Consider the following 21925-nt stretch of genomic DNA (forward strand, 5'->3'; position numbering starts at 1 on the left):
TCCTTATAAAAAAATCGCCTGCACAAATATGCGAGGCGATTGTTTTCTTTATTGAAAAGTAATATGATTTGGTGACATATTATCGATGATTGCGAGCGATTCGACACGTACTCCTTTATCTCGAATGACCGCTCCTCCGTCTTGGAATCCTTTTTCGATGACGATTCCAACACCACCGATTGTCGCACCTGCTTGCTCTACGATATCCATTAACCCGAGCATCGCTTGTCCATTCGCTAAAAAGTCGTCGATGAGTAAAACGTGATCATCTGCTGTGACGAAATCACCGCTTACCGCAATTTCACTCGATACTTGTTTTGTGAATGAATATACTTTCGAACGATATAAATTTTCTGTTAATGTTAAGGATTGATGTTTGCGTGCGAATACGACAGGCACTTCTAATTTCAATGCCGTCATGACTGCTGGTGCGATTCCTGATGATTCAATCGTCACGACTTTCGTAATCTTTTCTTCCCGGAACAGTCTTGCGAATTCCTTGCCAATCTCGACCATTAATTTCGGATCGATTTGGTGGTTAAGAAATGTATCAACTTTCAATACTTTCTCGCTCAACACTTTACCTTCTTGTTCAATCTTCTCTTTTAACAATTGCATTAGACGTCTTCTCCTTCTAAACATAAAGTTCCTTAATTGTAGCGGTTTTTCTCACGCTTTTCAAATTAAATAATATTCTGAAATTAATAAAATAGTAGTTGATTTGTATAAATATACATGATATATTAGTAAAACTTCATACTATTACTTAATTTGGATAAGGAGAATTTATCATGAAAAAATTATTATTTGCCATGGTCGCTTCACTCGTGCTCGTTTTAGCAGCTTGCGGAGGGAATGGAAGCGAAGAAGGTGGCCAAACGGTAAACTCAACACTTCAAAAAATTCAAAAGAATAAAAAATTAGTCGTTGGCACGGCACCAGGATACTTCCCATTTGAAATGAAAAATACAGATGGAGAATTTATCGGGTATGATGTCGATTTAGCGAATGCGATGGGAAAATGGTTAGGCGTGGATGTCGAATTTAAACAATTCGTCTTTGACGGTTTAACACCAGCGCTTCAAGCAGGCGAAGTCGATATGATCATCGCAGGCCTTACAATTCGCGGAGACCGCGCATTAGCAGTCAGCTTATCTCAACCTTACTACACAGCAGGTCAAGCGATTTTATTACCAGGTGACGACAATGCGACGAAATCTTGGGAAGACTTAGATGTGAAAGGTAAAAAAGTAGCGGTCGGCGTCGGAACAACAGGTGCCATTTTGGCTCAAGACATTTTCAAAAATGCGGAAGTGATGGTCTTCGATGACTTCCCACTCGCAGCGACAGCGATGGGTCAAGGTCAAGCGGACGCGGTGCTCTACGATGAACCAGCCATTGCCGTTTGGAAAGCCCAACAAGGCGACAATGTGAAAGTATTACCTGAATTATTATCAAAAGAAAAATTAGGAATTGCCGTACCAAAAAATGACTTCGAAACGATTCAATGGATCAATTCATTTTTAGATAGCTATGTCGACAGCCCAGAAGAATTAACTTCTCGTGAAAAATGGTTCGACAATAGTGATTGGTTAAACGAAGTTGACGAAGAATAAGGAGTGAGACATCTATTATGAATTCCTATCAATACGATTGGTCCGTCATTACGAACAATATGGATGTCTTTATCGACGGAGCGCTGAAAACATTAGAAATTTCAGCGCTCGCATTACTTTTTAGTATCCCGATTGGCATCATCATTGGACTCGGACGCATTTCACGCAATAAATTTTTACAAGTGATCAGCACGATTTATATCGAACTGATGCGCGGAATTCCGCTACTTGTTTTATTAATTTGGATCTTTTTCGTCCTCGGACGATTTTTAAATTTAGGTGCATATTGGTCAGCCATTATCGGACTCGCCCTCTTCTCTGCAGCCTTCATCGCGGAAATTGTTCGCGCAGGTGTACAAGCTGTCCCGAAAGGGCAAATGGAAGCCGCGCGTTCAGCAGGGATGACACACGTTCAAGCAATGCGTTACGTCGTCTTACCTCAAGCATTCCGAAAAGTGCTCCCACCGCTCGCTTCTCAGTTTATCATTTTAATTAAAGATTCATCACTCGTGTCGGTCGTCTCGGCAACAGACTTAACATTAAACGCAAAAAATCTCGTTGCGACGACATTCCGAGGTCTTGAAATTTGGACATTTGTTGCCCTCATTTACCTCGTCATGACACTCACATTATCACTCGTGATCCGCACGCTCGAAAAGCGTTGGTTATCACGCGAAAACTAGGAGGAATCCGCATTGATTACAATGGAAAATGTGACGAAAACATTCGGCGATCACACCGTCTTACAAGACATTCAACTACATGTCCCACAATCGAATGTCTTCGCGGTCATCGGGCCGAGTGGTGCCGGAAAATCGACGCTCATTCGCACACTGAACGCACTTGAACCGATCGATTCCGGTCAAATTACAATCAATGGGTCTGACATTCACAACCCGAAAATTAATATTAACGAAGCGCGCAGTAAAATCGGCTTCGTCTTTCAAAGCTTCAATTTATATCCCTTTTTAACAGCGCTCGAAAACGTGACCCTCGCTCCAATCAAAGTGAAAAAAATGGCACAAGCAGACGCGGAGAAACGCGGAAAAGAGCTGCTGGACTCTCTAGGACTCGGCGACAAATACGACGCTTATCCGAATAAATTGTCCGGTGGTCAACAACAACGTGTCGCGATTGCTCGCGCCCTTGCGATGGACCCTGACGTCATGCTGTTCGACGAACCGACGAGCGCACTTGACCCTGAAATGGTAACGGAAGTGCTCGACGCGATTCGTAAACTTGCGATCGCCGGGATGACGATGGTCGTCGTCACACACGAGATGAACTTCGCAAAAGAAATTTGTGATGAAATCGTCTTTATGGCAGATGGTAAAATTGTCGAAGTCGCCCCACCTGAACAGTTTTTCTCAGCTCCAAAATCCGAGCGAGCACAAGCTTTTTTATCGAAAGTACTTCACCATTAAAAAACGACTCAAGCTTCGTCCGCTTGAGTCGTTTTTCTTTTATGCAATCGCTGGGCCGAAATATTCGATGCGAATTTGGTCTTCTTTCACCCCTTGTTGTAATAATGCTTCTTTCATATCGCGCATGAACCCTTCAGGACCGCAAATGTAGTACGTGCCATTATGGACGTAGTCACGAAGCACTCGCTCGTCGATGCGTGGAGATTCGTCTGTATAAATATAAATGCCTTGTTCCACTATATTCGGTAAAATTGATATGAACGGTTGTACCGCTTTACTTTTTGACGTATGGATGAAATCGACTTGTCCGCGAGCCGCTTCTGCCATCGCCATCATCGGTGTAATGCCGACACCTGCTGATAGTAGGGTAATGCGCTCTGCTTTTTCTAAATAGAAATCTCCTGCAGGTGCCGTTACTTCTAATTCGTCTCCTACTTGAACGTGATCGTGCAAATAGTTCGATATGCGTCCATTCGGCTCACGTTTCACTGAAATGCGGAACGTTTGACCGTTCGGCGCACATGAAATTGTATATTGACGATTCGCTAAATACTCGTCTCCTGTATGTAAACGCACCGTAATATATTGTCCCGCTTCATACGTCGGCAAAGGAAGCCCATCTTTCGGTTCTAAATAAAACGACGTCACAAGCTCGCTTTCTACTTCTTTTTTCTTCACGATAAATGGTTTGAAATCTTCCCATGCACTCGCTTCATACAGTTGGCGTTCGACGTCGATGAAAATATTCGCAATGACGCCGTACGTCTCTTCCCATGCTCGCATAATGTCAGGCGTTGCTGCGTCTCCTAACACTTCTTGAATCGCCAACAATAAATACTTTCCGACAATCGGATAATGTTCTGGCTGAACGGTTAAACTGCGATGCTTATGCGCAACGAGCATCACTTGCGGCACGACCGCTTCCAAATTGTCGATATGTTTCGCCGCTTGATACACCATCATCGCGAGCGCTGACTGTTGGCGCCCTTGCGCTTGATTCGCTTCATTGAAAATGTTCAACAATTCCGGATGCGCTTCAAACATTCTTTTGTAAAAAACTGTCGTAATGGCTACACCGTGCTCTTCTAATACAGGAACTGTCGCTAAAATAATATCTTTCGTCTCTCTCGATAAAGTCATTCAAATGATCTCCTTTAAAGATGTATTTTGTATATATGTTATTTATACCAAACTTTTCGATTAAAAGATATATATTATGTACATGTTTACAAAATGTTCACTTTTACAATCGGTTTCGCTATGATAGAGAAAGAGGTGAAATCCTATGAGATTAACGATGTATACAGATTACTCGCTCCGCACCCTCATGTATTTGGCGCTGCAACCGAAAGATCGGTTAAGCACGATTCAAGATATTGCGGATGCTTACAATATTTCTAAAAACCATTTAATGAAAGTGACTCATCAACTCGGCTTGCTCGGTTATATCGAAACGATTCGAGGTCGAGGAGGAGGCATTCGGCTTCATATCGATCCGAAAGACATTAATATCGGACAAGTCGTCCGCAAAACGGAAGATGATTTTCATCTTGTCGAATGTTTTTCGGAAAACAATTTATGTGTCGTCTCTCCGCAATGTCGTCTAAAAGGGATGCTCGGCCAAGCGCTGCAAGCTTTCATTCAAGTACTTGACCAATATACGTTACAAGATGTCATCGAAAACGAAGACATGTTGAAACCACTATTAAACGATGAATCGACTTGATTCGTCGTTTTTTCTATTTTCAAACAATTCAATGTATGGTACACTTTACATGATGTCAAGTTGACTTAACTTTTATAAGGAGGCAACGAAGTGGATAATCGAGTGAAGCAATTGAGGGTACTGCACAATATGACGCAACAACAACTTGCCGATCGCATTCATGTCACACGCCAAACGATCGTCGCCTTAGAAAAAGGCTCTTACATCCCTTCTCTTTTACTCGCCATGAATATTGCGGAACTATTCGAATTACCGATTGAACAAATCTTTTTTAAAAAGGAGAGCTCTTTATGACGAGACAAACTGTTTTTCGCTTACGCATCTTTATCCTTTTGATTATTCCCTTTTTTGCGATCGGACTCAATGAAGGAGCGAACGGGTCACTATCTGGAAAAATCGCTACATATACGTTCACCTTGCTTTTTTGGGGAATCCACCTATTCATTAAAAAATATTGGCTTCAACCTGTCTATTTACGACCGAGCTTACAGTTATTTTTCTTCCCCGAATTGTTAGCGCGTGACGAACGAGAACGACAACTGACAGAGCGAGCGGGAATGTACGCGATGCAAGTGACGACGCTCTATATCTTTTTCGCACTTATGCTCACCCCCCTTCTTCCGATGAATGGCATTTTATTCATATTCGGCTTCTTGCCTTTTTTAACAGGCTTGACGTATCAACTCACTTTTTCTCATATGGAGCATGCCGATGAAACAATCATATAGCGTGTTAAAAATGTCGAAACGTCAACCGGCAGACCGAATCGCTCATACGTATGAGCACAGCATCATTATCGGAGAGTGCCAAGGCAGTACGTATGAAGAAATTTTTCACGAGCTCGCAAAAAAATTGCAAGAAGAAGCTTATATGAATACATTTGGAGAAAATGTACAATGGGAAGTCGTCGCCTTGCTCGATATTTTTGATTCGGATAAATTCGACGACATTCCGTTATGGACGGAAGTGTATAGTCGCTACTTTCCTTTCGACGAAGCCGTTTCAATCGATACGGTTTGTCAGTTATATTTTAGCGACCTCGTACTATACGCAAAAGAATAGGAGAATCAATATGAAAAGAATAGCAGTCTATTGCGGTTCTCGTGATGGTGCGAAACCGATTTTTAAACAAGAAGCGAAAATGCTCGGCACGACTTTAGCAAACGAAAAGCTCGGACTCGTCTACGGAGGTGCAACAGTTGGATTAATGGGTGAAATTGCGAATGCGGTCATGGAGACAGGTGGCGAAGTCATTGGCGTCATGCCCGAAGTGCTCATTGCACGCGAAATTACCGCCCATCACATAACGAAAGTGATTGAAACAAACTCAATGCATGAGCGAAAACAACAAATGATTGATCTTGCGGATGGCTTCATCGCGATGCCTGGAGGACCCGGTACGATGGAGGAATGGTTCGAAGTCGTCACATGGGCGAAAATTGGCTTGCATCAAAAACCGATCGGCTTACTCAATACGAATGGATTTTATGATGGACTCATTCAATTTCTCGAAACGATGGAAGAAAACGGCTTTTTATCTGGACCCGAGCGTTCACAACTCATCATTGAAAATACAAGCGAGCGACTGATCGAGCGAATAAAGGAGAATATGCAATGATAGAACAAGAAATCATCGAACGATTTACGAAAAGTGATTTTTGGAGTTTTTTCGGATTTGAATATGTTCGTTGTACACGTGAAGAAGCGGTCATTCGCTTGCCGTTTCGCAAACAACTGAACAATACACAACAAACCGTTCATGGGGGTGTCTACATGTCCATTATGGATACAGCAATGGGTATGCTCGTCTTAGCACGTGGGGCGAATGATGCGACGACGATTCAAATGGTGAGCAATTTTTTAAGACCCGCCATCGAAGAAACGATTATCGCAAAAGCGAGCGTCATCAAAGAAATGCGCAGCACTTCCCTCCTACAAGGGGAACTGTATAATGAATCGGGCGATATGCTTGCCTATTATACCGCGACTTTTCGCACAAAAAAATAACAGCGACTTCGCTGTTATTTTTGTTTATTCGTCGGATTCCCATTCGTCCAAAAGTAAAAACAGATGAACGCGACAATCGGAGCACTCGTTGCAATAAGCATTGTCGCAGGTGAACGCAATACCATAAAGATGAGGACAATTGCTAACGCTCCACCAAATACGATTAAAAATTTTAATATGTTCGACATATCACACTCTACCTCTCCAAGCACAATTCATTTGTCAAACGATTGTAAGACGTACCGATCCAACCATCCGCAAACCGTTGCCTTTGCTTTTCTTCCTCTTCTTTTGCGATTGTACATTTCTCTGAAAAAACCGGTGATTGTCGGTCACGACGAAAAACGTAACGCCAGTGGTCACCATATACTTGCTCTAAAGCATATAATTGAAATCCGAGGTGAAACTTATCAAGGATGCTCGGAATATTGTCTGGTGCGACAGTCGCCGCAATATGCTCCGCTTCACAAAGCGACATCAATCGTTCTCCTAAACGCTTTTGTAAACTTTTGCCACGCGCATCGGGATGAACGATCGTAATCTCACTATAGTACATATGAGGCCATACTTCTTTTGGCAATCGAACATACTGTCCAAGATGTGCCTCATCGACAAATGGATGTAATAAAGCACGAAAGGCGATGAGTTCGCTTTGTAAAAATGCTCCTAACATCATGCCGCGCCCCTCGTCTAATATAAAGCGATATTCCGCTTCACTTAGCGGTTGCAACTGCCCTTCTCGCTCCACAACACGCAATGCTTCTTCTTGAATATGTAAAATGGTCGACATATGCTCACTCGTCAATAGCTGAAACTCTATCTCCATCGTCACACCCCCGTCCAACAAGCGTCTTCTGGTGCATCGCTCTCGCATTTCACACAGTAGATTGGCGGCTTTGTTCCGCGATGCGGATAGCCACAATCTTCACATAAAAAAACTTGTTCTTGCTGTTCTTTTTGTTCTGTCTGTTCACGTTGTTCCATCATAATCGCTCCTTTCCTACAATCGTACCATGAAAGGAAAGGAAAAGAGAAGAAATAAAAAAACATCTCCCACCTATTTTCATAGGTGGGAGATGTTGAATTCGCAAATATTATAATTTTACAACGTTTGCTGCTTGTAATCCGCGCTCGCCTTCAACAACTTCGAATTCAACCTCTTGGTCGTCTTCTAAAGTTTTGAATCCGTCGCCTTGGATTGCTGAGAAGTGTACGAATACGTCGTCTTCGCCTTCAACAGCGATGAATCCGAAGCCTTTTTCTGAGTTAAACCATTTTACTTTACCTTGTTTCATGTGAACAAACCTCCAAAATTTTACTAATAAATACATGAACTTGTCGAAAAAAGAAAAATTCACATATTACAAAAAGTACCGCTAAAGCCGATCACTTTTTGTAATATGTGAATACGTCAATTTCGGTGAAGATGTATCAAGTTCCTGTCTTTATTACCTTTAATATACCATAACAGATTAAATTGTCAAACTATTTACCGAATGATTTGAATATTAACATTCCTTTACAATCGGTTTACCTTCCTGCATTAAAATGAAGCCGTGAAACATTTGTAAATCATCGTCGCAATGGTCACAGAAGCACTGTTCTGCCTTCGTCCAAAACGCGGCAAAGCACCCTTTTCTCACTTCAAAAAACTCATGTTTTTGTTGCCATTCTTCGATAATGTTATGAAATTGTGCAGTCGCTTCTTCTAAAGAGCGATACGCCTGCTTCGATTCTACCCAGTCTTCCCAATCGTCAAACATCCACCACGGCTCATAGTCCGCTTTCATATAAATGATTTCAAACAATCGTACCGTCTCCTTCCTACCTGATTTACCCATAGTTTAGCATATTTTAAAATAGCATGGGTTTTTCTTGCTTACTGCAAAGCGAAAAGCCGATTTTTTCAAGCGTTTCATGTATAATACATAAGTAAGAATGGAACCTTTTAGCCCTCGATTACGTAGTAGAGTTAGAAGTTTTCTAGAGGAGGCCATTTACTATGAATCGAATTAAACATTTTTTCGTGCGGCATTTACTCGCCTTACCGATTAGTTTCACGACATGGTTTTACTTATTGTTCAATACAAATGTCGGATTCCTCGGTGCGACCGGCGCCTTAATCGGAGCCTATGCCGGCACTTTATTCATTTCGAAACAAGTTCAAATCTCAAGTACCGCCAAGCGATTCGGCCTTTCTCGTGGAGAATATCGCGCCATCGTCGATCAGCTCGATCAAGCGCGTGCGAAATTACGTGAATTAAATACGAGCTATGCGCAAGTGCGTAATGTTCATTCATTTCGACAACTCCATGAGTTAAACCAACTCGCCAAACGCATCATCCAAATCGTAGAAAAAAATCCGCGCAAATTTTATTATGTCGATAGCTTTTTCTATGCACACTTAGAATCCGCTGTCGACATTACATCCAAATATACGATGCTATCCAACCAACCGTTGCAAGATGCTGAAATTAAACATGCACTCATTGCGACGAAAGAAAAATTAACGACGGTGAAAGAATTGCTCGAATCCGATTTAAAACGCGCGGTGTCCACCGATGTCGAACAATTAAAAATCGAACTCGATTACATCGACGTCGCACACCGACAACACTTACCGAAACCGCCTGAGGAGGATACGAAATGACAAACCACAACGAACCAAAATCATTAGACGACTTATTAGAAAATCCATTTGAGCTTGACCCACAACCAGCGCAGCCTCATGTGCCTGAAGTAACTGAAGAACGTCCAACGACGATGCTCGAGCGCTTAAGCGAAGAAGAACAGAAAAAAGCACAGCAAATCGCGGCACAAATTCCGGTCGGCAATAACGAAGCGATCATCACATACGGAGCGAACGCTCAAAATGAATTGACACGATTCTCAAACTCGATGCTCAATCACGTACAAGCAAATGATATCGGACCAATCGGGGATGTCTTAAACGAATTAATGGGCAAATTATCAACACTCGACCCTGATGAATTATCCCCGCAAAAAAAAGGATTTTTCGGCAAGATGTTCAGCAAAGCAAAAGGCTCAATCAACGAAATGATGTCAAAATATCAAAAACTCGGCACGCAAATCGATAAAATTAGCGTCCAATTAGAACATAATAAAGCAGGATTACTGAAAGACGTTCAAAACTTAGATCAATTGTATGAACAAAACAAATCATACTTCCAAGCGCTCAATATTTATATCGCAGCAGCAGAATTAAAACGCGATGAAATTATGAACGAAGTCATTCCACAACTCCGTGCGAAAGCCGAAGCGTCACAAGACCAGATGGAAGTTCAAGAGATGAACGACATGCTTCAATACGTCGATCGCCTTGAAAAACGATTACATGATTTACAATTATCGCGTCAAATTACAATTCAAAGTGCGCCTCAAATTCGCATGATTCAACAGACGAACCAAACGCTTGCGGAGAAAATTCAGTCTTCCATTATGACGGCGATTCCGCTTTGGAAAAATCAAATTGCGATTGCACTTACGTTAAATCGCCAACAACAAGCGGTTGAATCTCAAAAGCTCGTCACGAAAACGACGAACGATCTGTTGTTAAAAAACTCTGAAATGTTGAAACAAAATACGATTGAAACCGCTCGTGAAAACGAACGTGGTTTAGTCGAAATTGAAACATTGAAACAGACGCAAGAAAACTTAATTACGACGATTGAAGAAACGCTTACGATCCAGCAAGAAGGCCGTGCGAAACGTCAAGAAGTCGAAATTGAAATCGCACGTATGGAAGGCGAATTAAAACAACGTCTTTTAAACGTCTATGAACAGAGCGAACAGCGTCCATAGCATTCTCAACTAACCCTTACCTTCTACGGTGAGGGTTTTTTGTTACCCAATTGTAATGTGTAAAAGAGCAAAATAGAGGGTAATTAGGAAGTAATCATTTATAAAGGGTGATTTTCATGACGACAAAACGTTACGCCTATATTGACAACGCGAAAGTGTTATTCATTTTTCTCGTCGTCTTCGGGCATTTAATTCAACCATTCACATCAAAAACGACAGGCATCTCCGCGATTTATACATGGATTTATACATTTCATATGCCTGCTTTTATTTTATTATCGGGATTTTTTGCAAAAGGAATGCATTCATTGCGCGACGTGTGGAAATTATTCAAACAATTGATCGTGCCCTATCTCATTTTCCAAATCGCCTACACCGGCTACTATTTTTGGATTGGGAAAAATAATTGGGCGACCGACAATATGTTTGTGCCACACTGGTCGCTCTGGTTTTTACTTAGCTTATTCAGCTGGCATTTACTGTTGACCGTGTTCCGCCGCTTTCCAGCTTATGTCGGTTTACCGATTGCAGTCGTCATTGGACTCGTCGTCGGTTACAATGCGGATATTGGACATGCATTCAGTTTATCTCGCACATTCGTCTTCTTCCCTTTCTTTTTAGCCGGATACTTTTTGACGAAAGAACATTTCGACAAATTGCAACGTCCCCTCGTTCGTATAGGAGCGATATTCATTTTAATCATTGCATTCTTTTTCATCTATTACGGACCTGAAATTGATACGGGATGGTTGCTTGCGTCAAAGTCTTATGAAACACTTGGCGCTTCCGAAACCGGTGCGTTATGGCGCCTCGTCGTGTATAGTGTTGCGGCTGTCATGACGATGAGCGTACTTGCACTCATTCCGACGAAAGAGTGGCGTGGGACAGTGCTAGGTGAGCGAACATTGTACGTCTATTTATTGCACGGATTTTTCATTCAATATGCGCGCGCAAACGACTTCTTTACAGTCGATGCGACGATTGACTTATTCGCGCTTGCGCTCATTGCAGCGATACTCGTTCTCGTATTATCAAGCCAACCTGTCCGCATGTTAACACAACCAATGATTGAACTGCGAACCACTTTATGGAAAAATCGTGAAGCGAATCAAAATTGAACGACCTAATGGAATAATTTATCCGGCTTAAAATGATCGATTACTACCTAATTGAACTCAGAAGTAATATTACTATTTTATCAAAATTACCGATTTTATAAATTCATCTAGTATATGTATCAAAGCTCGAACTAAATGTTAGAGCAATCGCAGCCTTTTTACTGCTCGTCCTCTGTGTGTTCTTAATGATTGAAGCGTGGAATGCGATGGTGAAAAAGAAAAATAAAGACGCAACAGTAGAAGCTTAATTTAACATACAAAACAACCTAAAAAAACCGACAACATTGCGTTGTCGGTTTCATTTATACTGTCGCTTTCCGCCCTTGTAAAAACATATACGTCATCGCGCTTAAAATAATAATGTATCCGATGATGCTGTAAATATCTGGCCCTTGCCCGAAAATCATAAAGCTCATGATCGTCGTAAAGAGCACCGTCGAATAAGAAAATATCGAAATGTCACGAGCCGGTGCGTATTTGTATGCGAGCGTAATGCCAAATTGCCCGACCGTCGCAAATACACCTGCTAGCAATAAGTAGACGAGTTGCTGTGTTGTCATCGGCTCATAAAAAATAATGAGGAACGGCAACAATACGACTGTCGAGAAAAATGAAAAGTAAAAGACGACGGTATAAAACTTCTCCCGATTCCCGAGCACGCGCAACAATGTATATGCTGCAGCTGCGAATACGGCCGACATCACACCGACGAGATACGGCATAAAGTCGACGGAAAACGACGGCTTAATGATGAACAACATTCCGATAAATGCGATGACAATCGTCGCAATTTGGAATCGTTGCACTGTTTCTTTCAAAAAGATCGCTGAAAAAATGATGACTAAAAACGGACTTAATTTATTTAACATATCCGCATCGGACAATACTAAATGATCGATCGCATAAAATAAAAAGATAATGCCTAATGTCCCGAAAATCGAACGCCACAATAAAACGACTTGATTTTCGCGCTTTCCGAATAACGATTCTTTATAATACATCACGAAGAAAAAAGCGATGATCGCCGAAATTAAGTTTCGGAAAAATGTTTTTTGTATCGAAGGTAATTCTCCTGATAATTTAACAAATACCGTCATCGCAGCGAAACCGATGGACGAAATAATCATCAGTAAAATTCCTTTCATAATATTGTTCACAAAAATCCTCCCATGCCTGTCAATTCACCTTGCGCTCTTTAATATATCATATTTTCCCTCTTTAAGAGCATTGTATGCTCTCTTATGAAAATTCCCATTATTTGTTTACAGTGCGAATGTTTGTATGAGATGATAATGAGGTATTAGAAAAGAAAGGAGGAAGATATTATGTTATCGAATGCATTACGTACGATTTGGTTTCAACCACGTGCGACGATTCGCCGTTTGCTCGATGAAACGACTTTAAGTACTACTCTCATTCTTATTATGCTCGGTTCCGTCATCGGCGCATTTTTCAACTTCGCTATGCCGGATGAAGATATGCAAAATTTCATCGCTTCTGGATGGATTTGGTTCGTCATTTTAATCGTTACACCTATTTTTAGTCTCGTCGGGGCGGCCATTAGCGCAGGACTTTACATGCTATTTGCTCGCATGATGAAAGGGACAGGATCCTACCGCGACACATTGCGCACGATTGGCTTCGCCGCGTTACCTTCCATCATTCCTGGAGCGATTTTAGCGATCGTCATTAGCATAGTAATGGGAAGTCAATTGTTCCAAAATCCTGAATTCAATACACCAACACAAGATTTGGTCCTCGGTTTCAGTTCATTAATCATGGTCATCTCTTACATTTGGTCCTTTGTCGTTCTCGTTCAAGGAATGCGAGTCGTCCACAATCTCTCTGGATGGCGTGCCTTCTTCACGGTCGTATTACCGTCCATTATTGTCACTGTCATCATCGTCTTTTTTATTTTACTCTTACTCATCCCATTATTTTTCATTATGGCGAGCTAATGATTCACAATTAAAAAATGTATGAAATGGAAATACTTCTTCCTTTCATACATTTTTTTACTTTCATTTAATCGACATTGTCAATTAAGCCTGTCGCAATTTCTGGGAAAATTGACAAGATGACGATAAAAATAACCATAATCGCAGCGTACGGAACGACGCCTTTTACGATTTCACTAATGGTATTTTCTTTGTCCAATCCTTTTAGTACGAATAAATTTAAGCCGACTGGCGGAGAAATGAGGGCAAGCTCCATATTAACGACCATAATGATCGCAAACCAAATCGGATCGAATCCTAATGCGATGACAATCGGATATAAGATCGGCAATGTAATGACTAAAATCGAAACCGTTTCTAAAAACATTCCGAGCACTAAAAGCGCGATATTAATAAAGATGAAAATAACCCAAGGTGAAATGTCTAAGCCTGTTGCGTAATTGACGATATCTTGTGGAATTTGTAAAATTGTCAAAATATATCCGAGCAACATCGCACCGACAATGATGAATAAAATCATCGCGTTCGTCTTCACCGTTGCGAGTAAAATCTCTTTCATCGTTGCTAAATTAATCGTACGGTAGACGAAAATCGCAATGACGAAGCTAATAACAACCCCAACTGCCGCGGCTTCCGTCGGTGTGAATGTCCCGTTATAAATACCACCGATAATGACGACTGGTAAAATCAATCCCCAAATCGCTTTACGAGAAGCTTGCATGCGTTCTTTCCATGTTGCTTTTTCATCGCGAATGTGACGCGTTTGGAAAGCCGAGAAAGCCATGAATGATAATGTTAAAATAATACCAGGTACGATACCCGCAATAAATAATTTACCGACTGATTCCCCTGTTACGGATCCATAAATGATCATCGGAATACTCGGTGGAATTAAAATACCGAGCGTTCCTCCTGCTGCGAGTAATCCGAGCACGTGACGCTTTTCATAACCACGGCGAACCATTTCAGGCAATGCTACAGAACCGACTGTTACCGCAGTTGCTACACTAGAGCCTGAAATTGCGGAGAATACCGTACAGACGAAAATCGTCGCAATCGCAAGTCCTCCGGGTAAATGGCGGAACCATGAGCTTGCCATATCGTACAAATCACGACCGACACCACTAATGACGAGCACTTGACTCATCAGGACGTACATCGGCAAAGCTGTCAATGAAAAATCATCCAATGATTTATAGGAGATGATTGGAATTTGTGCAAAGGCAAATGTTCCTCCATCAAAGAAATACATGCCAGCTACCGCAAGCAAACTGAGAGTGAAGGCGACAGGTAACCCTAAAATGAGCAATAATGTTAACCCACCTGTGAAGAAGAAATTCATAAATGCTCGCCTCCTTCATGTTCCCCACCGTCGATTAATTGTAGGGTAAACGCAATAATTAATAAAGCGCCCCCTGCGACGAGAAACGACTCCGGTATGTACATCGGAATACGCAATAAAGAAGCGGACGTTACACCGAGCTCATACGTTTTTTGAACGTGGTAAAAACTATATAATGTAAAAATTAAACTAAAAATAAGGCCTAAACTATTCGTCACATAAGCTAAAACGACTTTCATTTTCGGACTGACATTGTTCACAAGCAAATCGACCGTAATATGTGAATACGTGCGAACCGCGTAAGCACTTCCTAAAAAACAACTTCCGATAATAGCATAGATGGATAATTCTGTTGCCCAAGACGTTGGCTGATGGAAGAACGAACGTGAAACGACTTCATAAAATGTCATAATCGTCGTCAATAAAATTAAAATTCCAGCAAGGTAGGCGCCAATATACAATAATTGATCAAATAATTGATACACTTTTTTCACATTCTATTCTCCTTCCTCTATGAAAAGCGAACGGACATGCAGCGATTGCTACATGCCGTTGCTCGATTATTGTTGGTCGGATAAATCTAACAATTTTTGTCCGACTTCTCCTGCTGTTTGTACGAAGACGTCTCGTACAGGTGCAGATGCATCAATCCATTGTTGCAATTCTTCGTCTGGCACGACGTAAACGTCCATCCCTTTTTCTTCTAATTGTTTCGCAGAGTCTGCATCTTCTTTCTCCGCTTGTTCACGAATCCACGTTTCTGTTTCGGCTGCTACTTCCGTCAGTAATTGACGTGTCTTTTCAGGTAAGCCGTTCCAAAAATCGCCGTTTACCGCAAGTAAAAATTCGAGGTATGCATAATTATTAATCGTTAAATAATCTGTTACTTCTTCGTATTTTCGTTGCAACATCGCTGTCGTACCACTCGTTGCACCGTCTACTGTTTTACGTTGCAAAGCCATGTACACTTCGCCGCCTCCCATAAAGACAGGTGAAGCACCATATGCTTGAATTAATTCGGATGGTAAATCCCCGATGCTTCGAATCTTTAAGCCTTTGAAGTCATCTGGCGATTTTAAAGGATGTTTATTGTTCGCGAACTGCATATATCCGTAGTCTGCGAAAATTAAAGGATATGCGCCTTTTGCTTCCATCTCTTTACGTAAAATGTCTCCAAACTCACCTTGTAATAACTCACCCACTGTCGCGTAGTTATTGAATACGTAAGGTACGTCGAAAATGCCCATCGCTGGTACAGTCGAAGCCCATAATGTAGAAGAGTTCATCCCCATTTCTACACCACCTGATAAAATCGATTGGTTCATATCTTTATCGCTCAATAATTGTCCTGCTGGATACACTTGAATGTTCACTTTACCGTCAGAACGTTCTTTCACTTCTTTCGCGAAGTTTTCAATCCCTACAGAAATATGATGATCTTGTGGTAAGTTGTACGCGAGTCGAATGCGTGCTTCTTCATAGCCGTCAGACTCCCCTTTGCTTTCTTCTTTCCCTGTTTCTTCTTTCGGCTTATCTCCCCCGCCACATGCTGCTAATACCATTGCGAGTACGAGCATCAATGCCCATTGCCACATTTTTTTCATTGGTCATTCCCCTTTTCTCGATTATAAATCTCTCTCATTTTTCCTAATGGTGTTTTCGTTGATAAAGAAGCAGCTACGTTCGCCGCTTCGATTAAACGGTCCATCTGCAATCCAGTATCAACTTGCATACGCTCAAACAAATAGGCAAGATCTTCCGTTGCAATATTACCTGCTGCTCCTGGTGCAAATGGACATCCACCGATACCGCTCGCAGAAGCTTCAAATGAACGCACACCGATGCGGTACGCTTCATACGCATTCGCAACCCCAAATCCCCGCGTATCATGAAGGTGTAAAGATAATTCTTTTCCAGCTTTCTCTGTCATTTCAACGAGTTCGGGCATGAGTGCTTCAATTTGCGTCGGAATCGCAATCCCGATCGTATCGGCAATCATTAATCGGTCAACGTCTGTTGCGAGAACCCGCTCCGCCAAGTCAAGAACTGCTTGCGGATCTGTTTCGCCTTCATACGGACAACCGAAGGATACCGCAATCGAAAACGCTGTACGCTTCCCGTCTTCTTTTGCTAGGCGGAGCATTTGTTGAAATTGGTGAAAGTTTTCATCTTTCGTTTGTCCGATATTTTTAGCATTGAATGTCTCTGTCGCTGCACTTACCCAGTTCACTTCCGAAACTTCAGTCTGCCTCGCGCGTTCGTATCCTTTTAAATTCGGGACGAGTGCAATCGTTTGCAAATTTGGAATTTGCGTCACACGTGCGAGCACTTCTGTCGCATCGGCCATTTGCGGGACGAATTTGGGATGAACGAAACTCGTCACTTCAATACGACGTAAGCCAGACTGCGCTAATCGTTCAATTAATGTCACTTTTTCATCCACCGATGCGATTCGTGAATCAATTTGCAGTCCATCTCTCGGGCTTACGTCAATGATTTCTACTGCTGTCATTTAAATGATGCCTCGCTCTTTTAATTGTTTATAATCTTCTAACGTAAAGTTTAAAAACTCTTCATAAATTTCATCATTATGTTCCCCTAATCGAGGGCCTGTCGCATCTAATGACCCTGGTGTCCGCGATAATTTCGGAACGATGCCCGGCACGGTTAACTGTTCGCCGCTCGTTAATTCCACTTTTTGCAACATCTCGCGCGCAATATAATGCGGATCTTTCATAATATCTGCGATGCTATAAATCGGGCCGACGGGTACACTCACTTCATCTAACAAATGTTGCACTTCTTCTAAAGTATGTTGCTTCGTCCATGCTTCAATCGCTTCATCAATCGTCTCCACATCATCTGCACGCCCTTGGTTTGTCGAATATTCTGATTTTTCTGCGAAGTCAGGGCGTCCAATGGCTACCATGAGGCGTTTGAAGATTTGATCTCCATTTCCTCCGATCACGACGTACTTGCCATCACTACATAAGTACGTATTAGAAGGCGCAATTCCTGGTAATGTACTGCCTGTACGTTCTCGTACAATATTCGTTAAGTCATATTCAGGAAGCATCCCTTCTAATAACGAGAATACCGTTTCATACAACGCAACGTCGACTTCTTGGCCAAGCTTTTCTGGATGAATGTCTCGAGCACGGAGAGCGAACATTGTCCCGACGACCGCATACAATCCTGCAATCATATCGCCAATTGCGACACCGACACGGACTGGAGGACGATCTGGATAGCCTGTTAAATAACGTAATCCGCCCATCGCTTCTGCTACACTACCGAATCCTGGTTTTTCACGATAAGGACCTGTTTGTCCATACCCTGAGATGCGCGTTAAAACGATGGATGGATTAACTCTTTTTAAATCTTCATAACCTAAATTCCAACGCTCCATCGTTCCAGGCTTGAAATTTTCTAACACGACGTCGCTTTTTGCTACGAGATCGCGGATAATTTGTTGTCCTTCTTCTTCGCGTAAATTCACAGTGACTGATTTTTTATTGCGACTTTGCACATGCCACCAAACGGAAGTATCTTCATGCATGACACGCCAATTCCGAAGTGGATCTCCCGTCTTCGGTTGCTCTACTTTAATGACGGTCGCTCCAAACTCCGAAAAAATTTTCCCAGCAAAAGGAGCTGCTACTAAATTTCCTAACTCAATTATCGTAATGCCTTTCAGCGGTTGATCATTCATGCCGCTTCTCCCCCTAACATTGTCTCTTACGTTCTATCTAAATTTTCTGAACATAGTGACTATAATAAATTATGCGAATAGTAAAGTCAACAACAGTTTTTCTGTTATTTTTTAAATGGAATAGATTGGATAGAAAACGATTAATATTTTCATTTTCCCTTATATATCAACGCTTTTTATTCCATAAATTCCTTTGTAAAAATAAGTCACATATCTTTTCTGATATGACTAAATTACTTTTATAAAATAATAGTTTCATTCTATAAATATTGGAAATTTTCTACGTCAGACGGACTGTTTCTGTCTTCGATGAGGGGGCGAAGTTGTTTCTCTTTTTTATCTTCGTTACAGTACATGTACAGAGAATGAAAGGAGATTTTTTATGAAAAAATATACGTGGCTCCTCGCAAGTGTATTGCTTGTAGGATGTTCTGAACAGGCGGAGACACCTCCACCCGTACAAGTGGAAAAGCAAGAGGCTGTCGAAACAGAAGAAACCCCCGTTGCCCCAACTCGCGAACAAGATGAAAAGGAAAATATTTCAGAAGAGCGAGCGGAAGCTTTAAAATTACGAGAGCTCGGAATCGACGATGCGATCCCTTCTAAAATCATTGAAGACAATCCACATAAACGCATCATCCTTTGGTCAGTCAATGGGCAAGAAACCTATAAAAGTATCGCCCTCCTTCAAAAAAACCATGTGAAATTCGTGCATTTAACGAAAGACGGCTTACTTTACGATGGCCCACTCGAATAAAAAAATCCTGTTCGCTCATGAAGCGGACAGGATTTTGTACATTATACACCTTTAATAATTTTTGAACGAAGGCGATTTGACATCCATTCAATAATTAAAATTAAAATAATTAAACCGATCAATAAAGCACCAACTTCTGGCCAGCGGTGAGAGTTCATCGCGAAGATTAACGGCGCCCCAATACCTCCTGCACCGACTAATCCGAGCACAGCCGCATCCCGCATATTCATATCGAAACGATAAATGACAATCGAAACGAATAAAGCGGAAAGTTGTGGAATGACGCCGAAACGAATTTTCTCATACGTCGTACACCCAGCCGATTCCATCGCTTCGAGCACACCGTGATCTAATTCTTCGATGACATCGGTATACAACTTAGACAACATCCCAATGGAAACGAATGACATCGTTAACACACCAGTAAAAGCCCCTTGCCCTGTCACGCGAATGAACAATAAACCGTAAATGATCGCAGGAATCGTACGGATAACAATGAGTAATAAGCGAACGAGATACGCCACTGGTTTTGGCACGATTGTCGTCGCAGATAAAAAGGCGAGCGGAATCGCTAAGACAGAACCGACAATCGTTCCTAAAAAGGCGATCGCCACTGTTTCTAGCAATAAGTAAGGTACGCCTTGTTGTGTAAAGTTAAACAATAAGTCCATATTCGGTTGGACGATCCCGAGCAAAATATTTTTCGCTATTTTCATACCGCTTTCCGTAAAGTTCGAAAAGTCGATCGCTGTCGTCGACCAAACTAAAAACAAAAATGCGAAAATCATCGAAATAATCGTCGATGTTTTCCATCTCGGTTCTTGTTCGTATTGACGTTGTACTGCATTCATGGACGCACCTCCTAAATTAATTTCTTACGCAATGTTTCGCTGATCGTCTCAATGACAATAACGGTTACCATCAACAATAAAAGAATCATACCGACGTTCGAATAGTTTCGCCATCCGATGTTTTCATTCAACATGAGTCCGATTCCACCCGCTCCAACGAGCCCTAAAATTGAAGCGTATCGAACATTCCCTTCGAATGAAAACAGTGCAGTCGATAAATAAGACGGTAACACTTGCGGAAGAATCGCATAGCGGAAACTTTGCAAAGGTGTCATCCCAACTGAAAGCATCGCATCGTACGCTTTCATATCTGCGTTTTCAATTTGTTCGTACAATAATTTCCCGACATAAGCGATTGTGAACATAAAGATCGCTACCGTACCCGCCATCGTCCCGAGTCCGAGAATAAATGTCGCAATCGATGCGACGATGAGTGTCGGCAATGTTCGCAACACACTTAGGAAAAACTTGCTTAACGATACGACGACACGATTGCTGATCATATTCGATGAAGCAAGGTACGCCATCGGTAAAGCTAACAAAGCGCCTAAAGCCGAACCGATAAACGACATTTTAATCGTATCGAGTAACGGAATCCATAATTTGCTCGCATAGGCGAAGTTCGGGTTAAACAATTGTTCTAAAATGACCCATAAAGCAGGCAAACGTTCAAATAACTCGACGATATTAAAGCCCGTCAATTTTCCTGCAGCGATCGTCAAAACAACTAATAAAAGCACGACGAAAGGAGTTTGTGAACGTTTCATTACGACCGTTTTGCCATTTGACAACGTGACGGTAGACGGCTTCATTCCGAATAATTTCACGTTACTCTCCCCCTATCTCCTCAGGCAATTGACCGTTATAAATGGCGCTCAATACCGCTTCATTCACATCGCTTGCTGGTCCGTCATAAACGACTTCACCTGCGCGAATTCCGATGACACGCGAAGCATACTCCAGCGCGAGTTCCACGTGGTGAATGTTCATAATAACGGTCATATTTAATTCTTTGTTAAACGTTCTAAAATCGTCCATCACTGCTTTTGCTGTGACCGGGTCGAGAGAGGCAACCGGTTCATCCGCTAAAATGATTGAAGGTTCTTGAGCGAGTGTACGCGCAAGCGCAACACGCTGTTGTTGTCCTCCTGATAGTTGATCGACACGCACGAACGCCTTATCTAAAATTCCTACACGGTCTAACGCTTCTAATGCTTTCATTTTCTCTTCTTTCGTGAAAATCCCGAACACTTTACGCCAAACGGGTAAATCCGGAACGAATGAAACGAGTACGTTTTTCAATACGGTCGCACGCGTAATTAAGTTGAATGATTGGAAAACCATTCCGATGGAACGACGCATTTGGCGCACTTCTTTTTTATTTAACGTCGGGACATTTTGACCTTGTACGATCAATTCTCCTTCCGTAATTTCGTTCATGCGGTTCACGCAGCGAATAAAGGTTGACTTCCCCGCTCCGGATAATCCGATGACCGCCACATATTCTCCTTGTTCGATTGTGACGTTGACATCTTTTAATCCTTGAAATCCGTTCGGATACGTCAAGCCGACTTCTTTAAATTGAATCAAGC

The 21925-nt window shown here is 41.9% G+C and carries 30 protein-coding genes; 14 read left to right on the plus strand and 16 right to left on the minus strand.

The annotated features are described in order from the left end of the window. Window positions 1-48: 48 nt before the first annotated feature. Window positions 49-618 (minus strand): xanthine phosphoribosyltransferase, encoded by a 570-nt coding sequence (locus IRY55_RS04270; protein ID WP_194562003.1) that lies wholly within the window; start codon window positions 616-618, stop codon window positions 49-51. A 173-nt stretch (window positions 619-791) separates the two neighbouring features. On the opposite strand from IRY55_RS04270, the gene IRY55_RS04275 reads away from it, so the two are divergent. The 3 genes from IRY55_RS04275 to IRY55_RS04285 are packed head-to-tail and all read left to right on the plus strand — an operon-like array spanning window position 792 to window position 3040. Then, complete coding sequence (locus IRY55_RS04275; protein WP_194562004.1) at window positions 792-1616, plus strand: transporter substrate-binding domain-containing protein; 825 nt, start codon at window positions 792-794, stop codon at window positions 1614-1616. Window positions 1617-1633: 17 nt separating this feature from the next. Then, complete coding sequence (locus IRY55_RS04280) at window positions 1634-2299, plus strand: amino acid ABC transporter permease (RefSeq protein WP_194562005.1); 666 nt, start codon at window positions 1634-1636, stop codon at window positions 2297-2299. Window positions 2300-2311: 12 nt separating this feature from the next. Then, complete coding sequence (locus IRY55_RS04285) at window positions 2312-3040, plus strand: amino acid ABC transporter ATP-binding protein (RefSeq protein ID WP_194562006.1); 729 nt, start codon at window positions 2312-2314, stop codon at window positions 3038-3040. 39 nt (window positions 3041-3079) lie between these two features. On the opposite strand, the gene hmpA is transcribed toward IRY55_RS04285, so the two are convergent. Beyond that, entirely contained in the window at window positions 3080-4180 is a 1101-nt protein-coding gene (gene hmpA / locus IRY55_RS04290) for an NO-inducible flavohemoprotein (RefSeq protein ID WP_194562007.1), read from the minus strand. Between the two features lie 145 nt (window positions 4181-4325). On the opposite strand from hmpA, the gene IRY55_RS04295 reads away from it, so the two are divergent. The 6 genes from IRY55_RS04295 (at window position 4326) to IRY55_RS04320 (ending at window position 6773) form a co-directional block, all read left to right on the plus strand. Continuing rightward, window positions 4326-4766, plus strand: a complete 441-nt coding sequence (locus tag IRY55_RS04295; protein WP_194562008.1) for an RrF2 family transcriptional regulator — start codon at window positions 4326-4328, stop codon at window positions 4764-4766. Between the two features lie 90 nt (window positions 4767-4856). After that, window positions 4857-5060 carry a helix-turn-helix transcriptional regulator gene (locus IRY55_RS04300; protein ID WP_328799615.1) on the plus strand — a complete coding sequence of 68 codons (204 nt, stop codon included), beginning with the start codon at window positions 4857-4859 and terminating at the stop codon, window positions 5058-5060. Beyond that, window positions 5057-5494, plus strand: coding sequence for a hypothetical protein (locus IRY55_RS04305; protein ID WP_194562009.1), 438 nt, complete (start codon window positions 5057-5059; stop codon window positions 5492-5494). The genes IRY55_RS04300 and IRY55_RS04305 overlap by 4 nt, the downstream gene beginning before the upstream one ends. Next, window positions 5478-5828, plus strand: coding sequence for a hypothetical protein (locus tag IRY55_RS04310; protein ID WP_194562010.1), 351 nt, complete (start codon window positions 5478-5480; stop codon window positions 5826-5828). The genes IRY55_RS04305 and IRY55_RS04310 overlap by 17 nt, the downstream gene beginning before the upstream one ends. A 10-nt stretch (window positions 5829-5838) precedes the next feature. Continuing rightward, the gene (locus tag IRY55_RS04315) at window positions 5839-6384 is read left to right on the plus strand and encodes an LOG family protein (RefSeq protein ID WP_194562011.1); all 546 of its coding nucleotides are present in this window, start codon (window positions 5839-5841) and stop codon (window positions 6382-6384) included. Next, window positions 6381-6773, plus strand: a complete 393-nt coding sequence (locus IRY55_RS04320; RefSeq protein WP_194562012.1) for a PaaI family thioesterase — start codon at window positions 6381-6383, stop codon at window positions 6771-6773. The genes IRY55_RS04315 and IRY55_RS04320 overlap by 4 nt, the downstream gene beginning before the upstream one ends. 14 nt (window positions 6774-6787) lie before the next feature. Here the strand turns inward: IRY55_RS04320 and IRY55_RS04325 are convergent, their stop codons facing one another. From IRY55_RS04325 to IRY55_RS04345, 5 genes are all read right to left on the minus strand, one after another. After that, the gene (locus IRY55_RS04325) at window positions 6788-6961 is read right to left on the minus strand and encodes a hypothetical protein (protein WP_194562013.1); all 174 of its coding nucleotides are present in this window, start codon (window positions 6959-6961) and stop codon (window positions 6788-6790) included. Window positions 6962-6969: 8 nt separating this feature from the next. Beyond that, a complete protein-coding gene (locus IRY55_RS04330) occupies window positions 6970-7599 on the minus strand; it encodes a GNAT family N-acetyltransferase (RefSeq protein WP_194562014.1) in 630 nt (209 codons plus the stop codon). 2 nt (window positions 7600-7601) lie between these two features. After that, window positions 7602-7757 (minus strand): hypothetical protein, encoded by a 156-nt coding sequence (locus tag IRY55_RS04335; protein WP_194562015.1) that lies wholly within the window; start codon window positions 7755-7757, stop codon window positions 7602-7604. A 110-nt stretch (window positions 7758-7867) separates the two neighbouring features. Then, complete coding sequence (locus tag IRY55_RS04340) at window positions 7868-8068, minus strand: cold-shock protein (RefSeq protein ID WP_194562016.1); 201 nt, start codon at window positions 8066-8068, stop codon at window positions 7868-7870. A 213-nt stretch (window positions 8069-8281) separates the two neighbouring features. After that, complete coding sequence (locus IRY55_RS04345; RefSeq protein WP_194562017.1) at window positions 8282-8581, minus strand: DUF1033 family protein; 300 nt, start codon at window positions 8579-8581, stop codon at window positions 8282-8284. 194 nt (window positions 8582-8775) lie between these two features. On the opposite strand from IRY55_RS04345, the gene IRY55_RS04350 reads away from it, so the two are divergent. From IRY55_RS04350 to IRY55_RS04360, 3 genes are all read left to right on the plus strand, one after another. Further along, window positions 8776-9423, plus strand: a complete 648-nt coding sequence (locus IRY55_RS04350) for a 5-bromo-4-chloroindolyl phosphate hydrolysis family protein (protein ID WP_194562018.1) — start codon at window positions 8776-8778, stop codon at window positions 9421-9423. Continuing rightward, window positions 9420-10595 carry a toxic anion resistance protein gene (locus tag IRY55_RS04355; RefSeq protein ID WP_194562019.1) on the plus strand — a complete coding sequence of 392 codons (1176 nt, stop codon included), beginning with the start codon at window positions 9420-9422 and terminating at the stop codon, window positions 10593-10595. Before IRY55_RS04350 ends, IRY55_RS04355 begins: the two co-directional genes overlap by 4 nt. Window positions 10596-10711: 116 nt before the next feature. Then, window positions 10712-11713, plus strand: coding sequence for an acyltransferase family protein (locus IRY55_RS04360; RefSeq protein ID WP_194562020.1), 1002 nt, complete (start codon window positions 10712-10714; stop codon window positions 11711-11713). Between the two features lie 302 nt (window positions 11714-12015). Here IRY55_RS04360 and IRY55_RS04365 read toward each other — a convergent pair whose 3' ends face one another. After that, window positions 12016-12870, minus strand: coding sequence for a DMT family transporter (locus IRY55_RS04365; RefSeq protein ID WP_194562021.1), 855 nt, complete (start codon window positions 12868-12870; stop codon window positions 12016-12018). Between the two features lie 168 nt (window positions 12871-13038). On the opposite strand from IRY55_RS04365, the gene IRY55_RS04370 reads away from it, so the two are divergent. Beyond that, on the plus strand, window positions 13039-13671 hold the full coding sequence (locus IRY55_RS04370) for a Yip1 family protein (protein WP_194562022.1): 633 nt from the start codon (window positions 13039-13041) through the stop codon (window positions 13669-13671). Between the two features lie 67 nt (window positions 13672-13738). On the opposite strand, the gene IRY55_RS04375 is transcribed toward IRY55_RS04370, so the two are convergent. The 5 genes from IRY55_RS04375 to IRY55_RS04395 form a co-directional block, all read right to left on the minus strand. Then, complete coding sequence (locus IRY55_RS04375; protein WP_194562023.1) at window positions 13739-15013, minus strand: TRAP transporter large permease; 1275 nt, start codon at window positions 15011-15013, stop codon at window positions 13739-13741. Next, window positions 15010-15507, minus strand: coding sequence for a TRAP transporter small permease (locus IRY55_RS04380; RefSeq protein WP_194562024.1), 498 nt, complete (start codon window positions 15505-15507; stop codon window positions 15010-15012). Before IRY55_RS04380 ends, IRY55_RS04375 begins: the two co-directional genes overlap by 4 nt. A 66-nt stretch (window positions 15508-15573) precedes the next feature. Beyond that, window positions 15574-16617, minus strand: a complete 1044-nt coding sequence (locus IRY55_RS04385; RefSeq protein ID WP_194562025.1) for a TRAP transporter substrate-binding protein — start codon at window positions 16615-16617, stop codon at window positions 15574-15576. Next, window positions 16614-17525 carry a hydroxymethylglutaryl-CoA lyase gene (locus IRY55_RS04390; RefSeq protein ID WP_194562026.1) on the minus strand — a complete coding sequence of 304 codons (912 nt, stop codon included), beginning with the start codon at window positions 17523-17525 and terminating at the stop codon, window positions 16614-16616. Before IRY55_RS04390 ends, IRY55_RS04385 begins: the two co-directional genes overlap by 4 nt. Beyond that, the gene (locus IRY55_RS04395) at window positions 17526-18725 is read right to left on the minus strand and encodes a CaiB/BaiF CoA transferase family protein (protein WP_194562027.1); all 1200 of its coding nucleotides are present in this window, start codon (window positions 18723-18725) and stop codon (window positions 17526-17528) included. Between the two features lie 382 nt (window positions 18726-19107). Here IRY55_RS04395 and IRY55_RS04400 point away from each other — a divergent pair, with 382 nt between their 5' ends. Continuing rightward, window positions 19108-19482: a hypothetical protein gene (locus tag IRY55_RS04400; RefSeq protein WP_194562028.1), complete on the plus strand. Its 375-nt coding sequence runs from the start codon at window positions 19108-19110 to the stop codon at window positions 19480-19482. A 41-nt stretch (window positions 19483-19523) separates the two neighbouring features. Here the strand turns inward: IRY55_RS04400 and phnE (IRY55_RS04405) are convergent, their stop codons facing one another. Genes phnE (IRY55_RS04405) through phnC form a run of 3 tightly spaced genes read right to left on the minus strand, consistent with a single transcriptional unit; the run spans window position 19524 to window position 21923 of the window. Continuing rightward, window positions 19524-20333 (minus strand): phosphonate ABC transporter, permease protein PhnE, encoded by an 810-nt coding sequence (gene phnE / locus IRY55_RS04405; protein ID WP_194562029.1) that lies wholly within the window; start codon window positions 20331-20333, stop codon window positions 19524-19526. Window positions 20334-20344: 11 nt separating this feature from the next. Next, window positions 20345-21145: a phosphonate ABC transporter, permease protein PhnE gene (gene phnE, locus IRY55_RS04410; RefSeq protein ID WP_194562389.1), complete on the minus strand. Its 801-nt coding sequence runs from the start codon at window positions 21143-21145 to the stop codon at window positions 20345-20347. Between the two features lie 16 nt (window positions 21146-21161). Beyond that, the gene (phnC, locus tag IRY55_RS04415; protein WP_194562030.1) at window positions 21162-21923 is read right to left on the minus strand and encodes a phosphonate ABC transporter ATP-binding protein; all 762 of its coding nucleotides are present in this window, start codon (window positions 21921-21923) and stop codon (window positions 21162-21164) included. Window positions 21924-21925: the final 2 nt, after the last annotated feature.

Source organism: Savagea serpentis (genome assembly GCF_015351395.1).
In the GTDB taxonomy this organism is placed as follows: Bacteria; Bacillota; Bacilli; order Bacillales_A; family Planococcaceae; genus Savagea; species Savagea serpentis.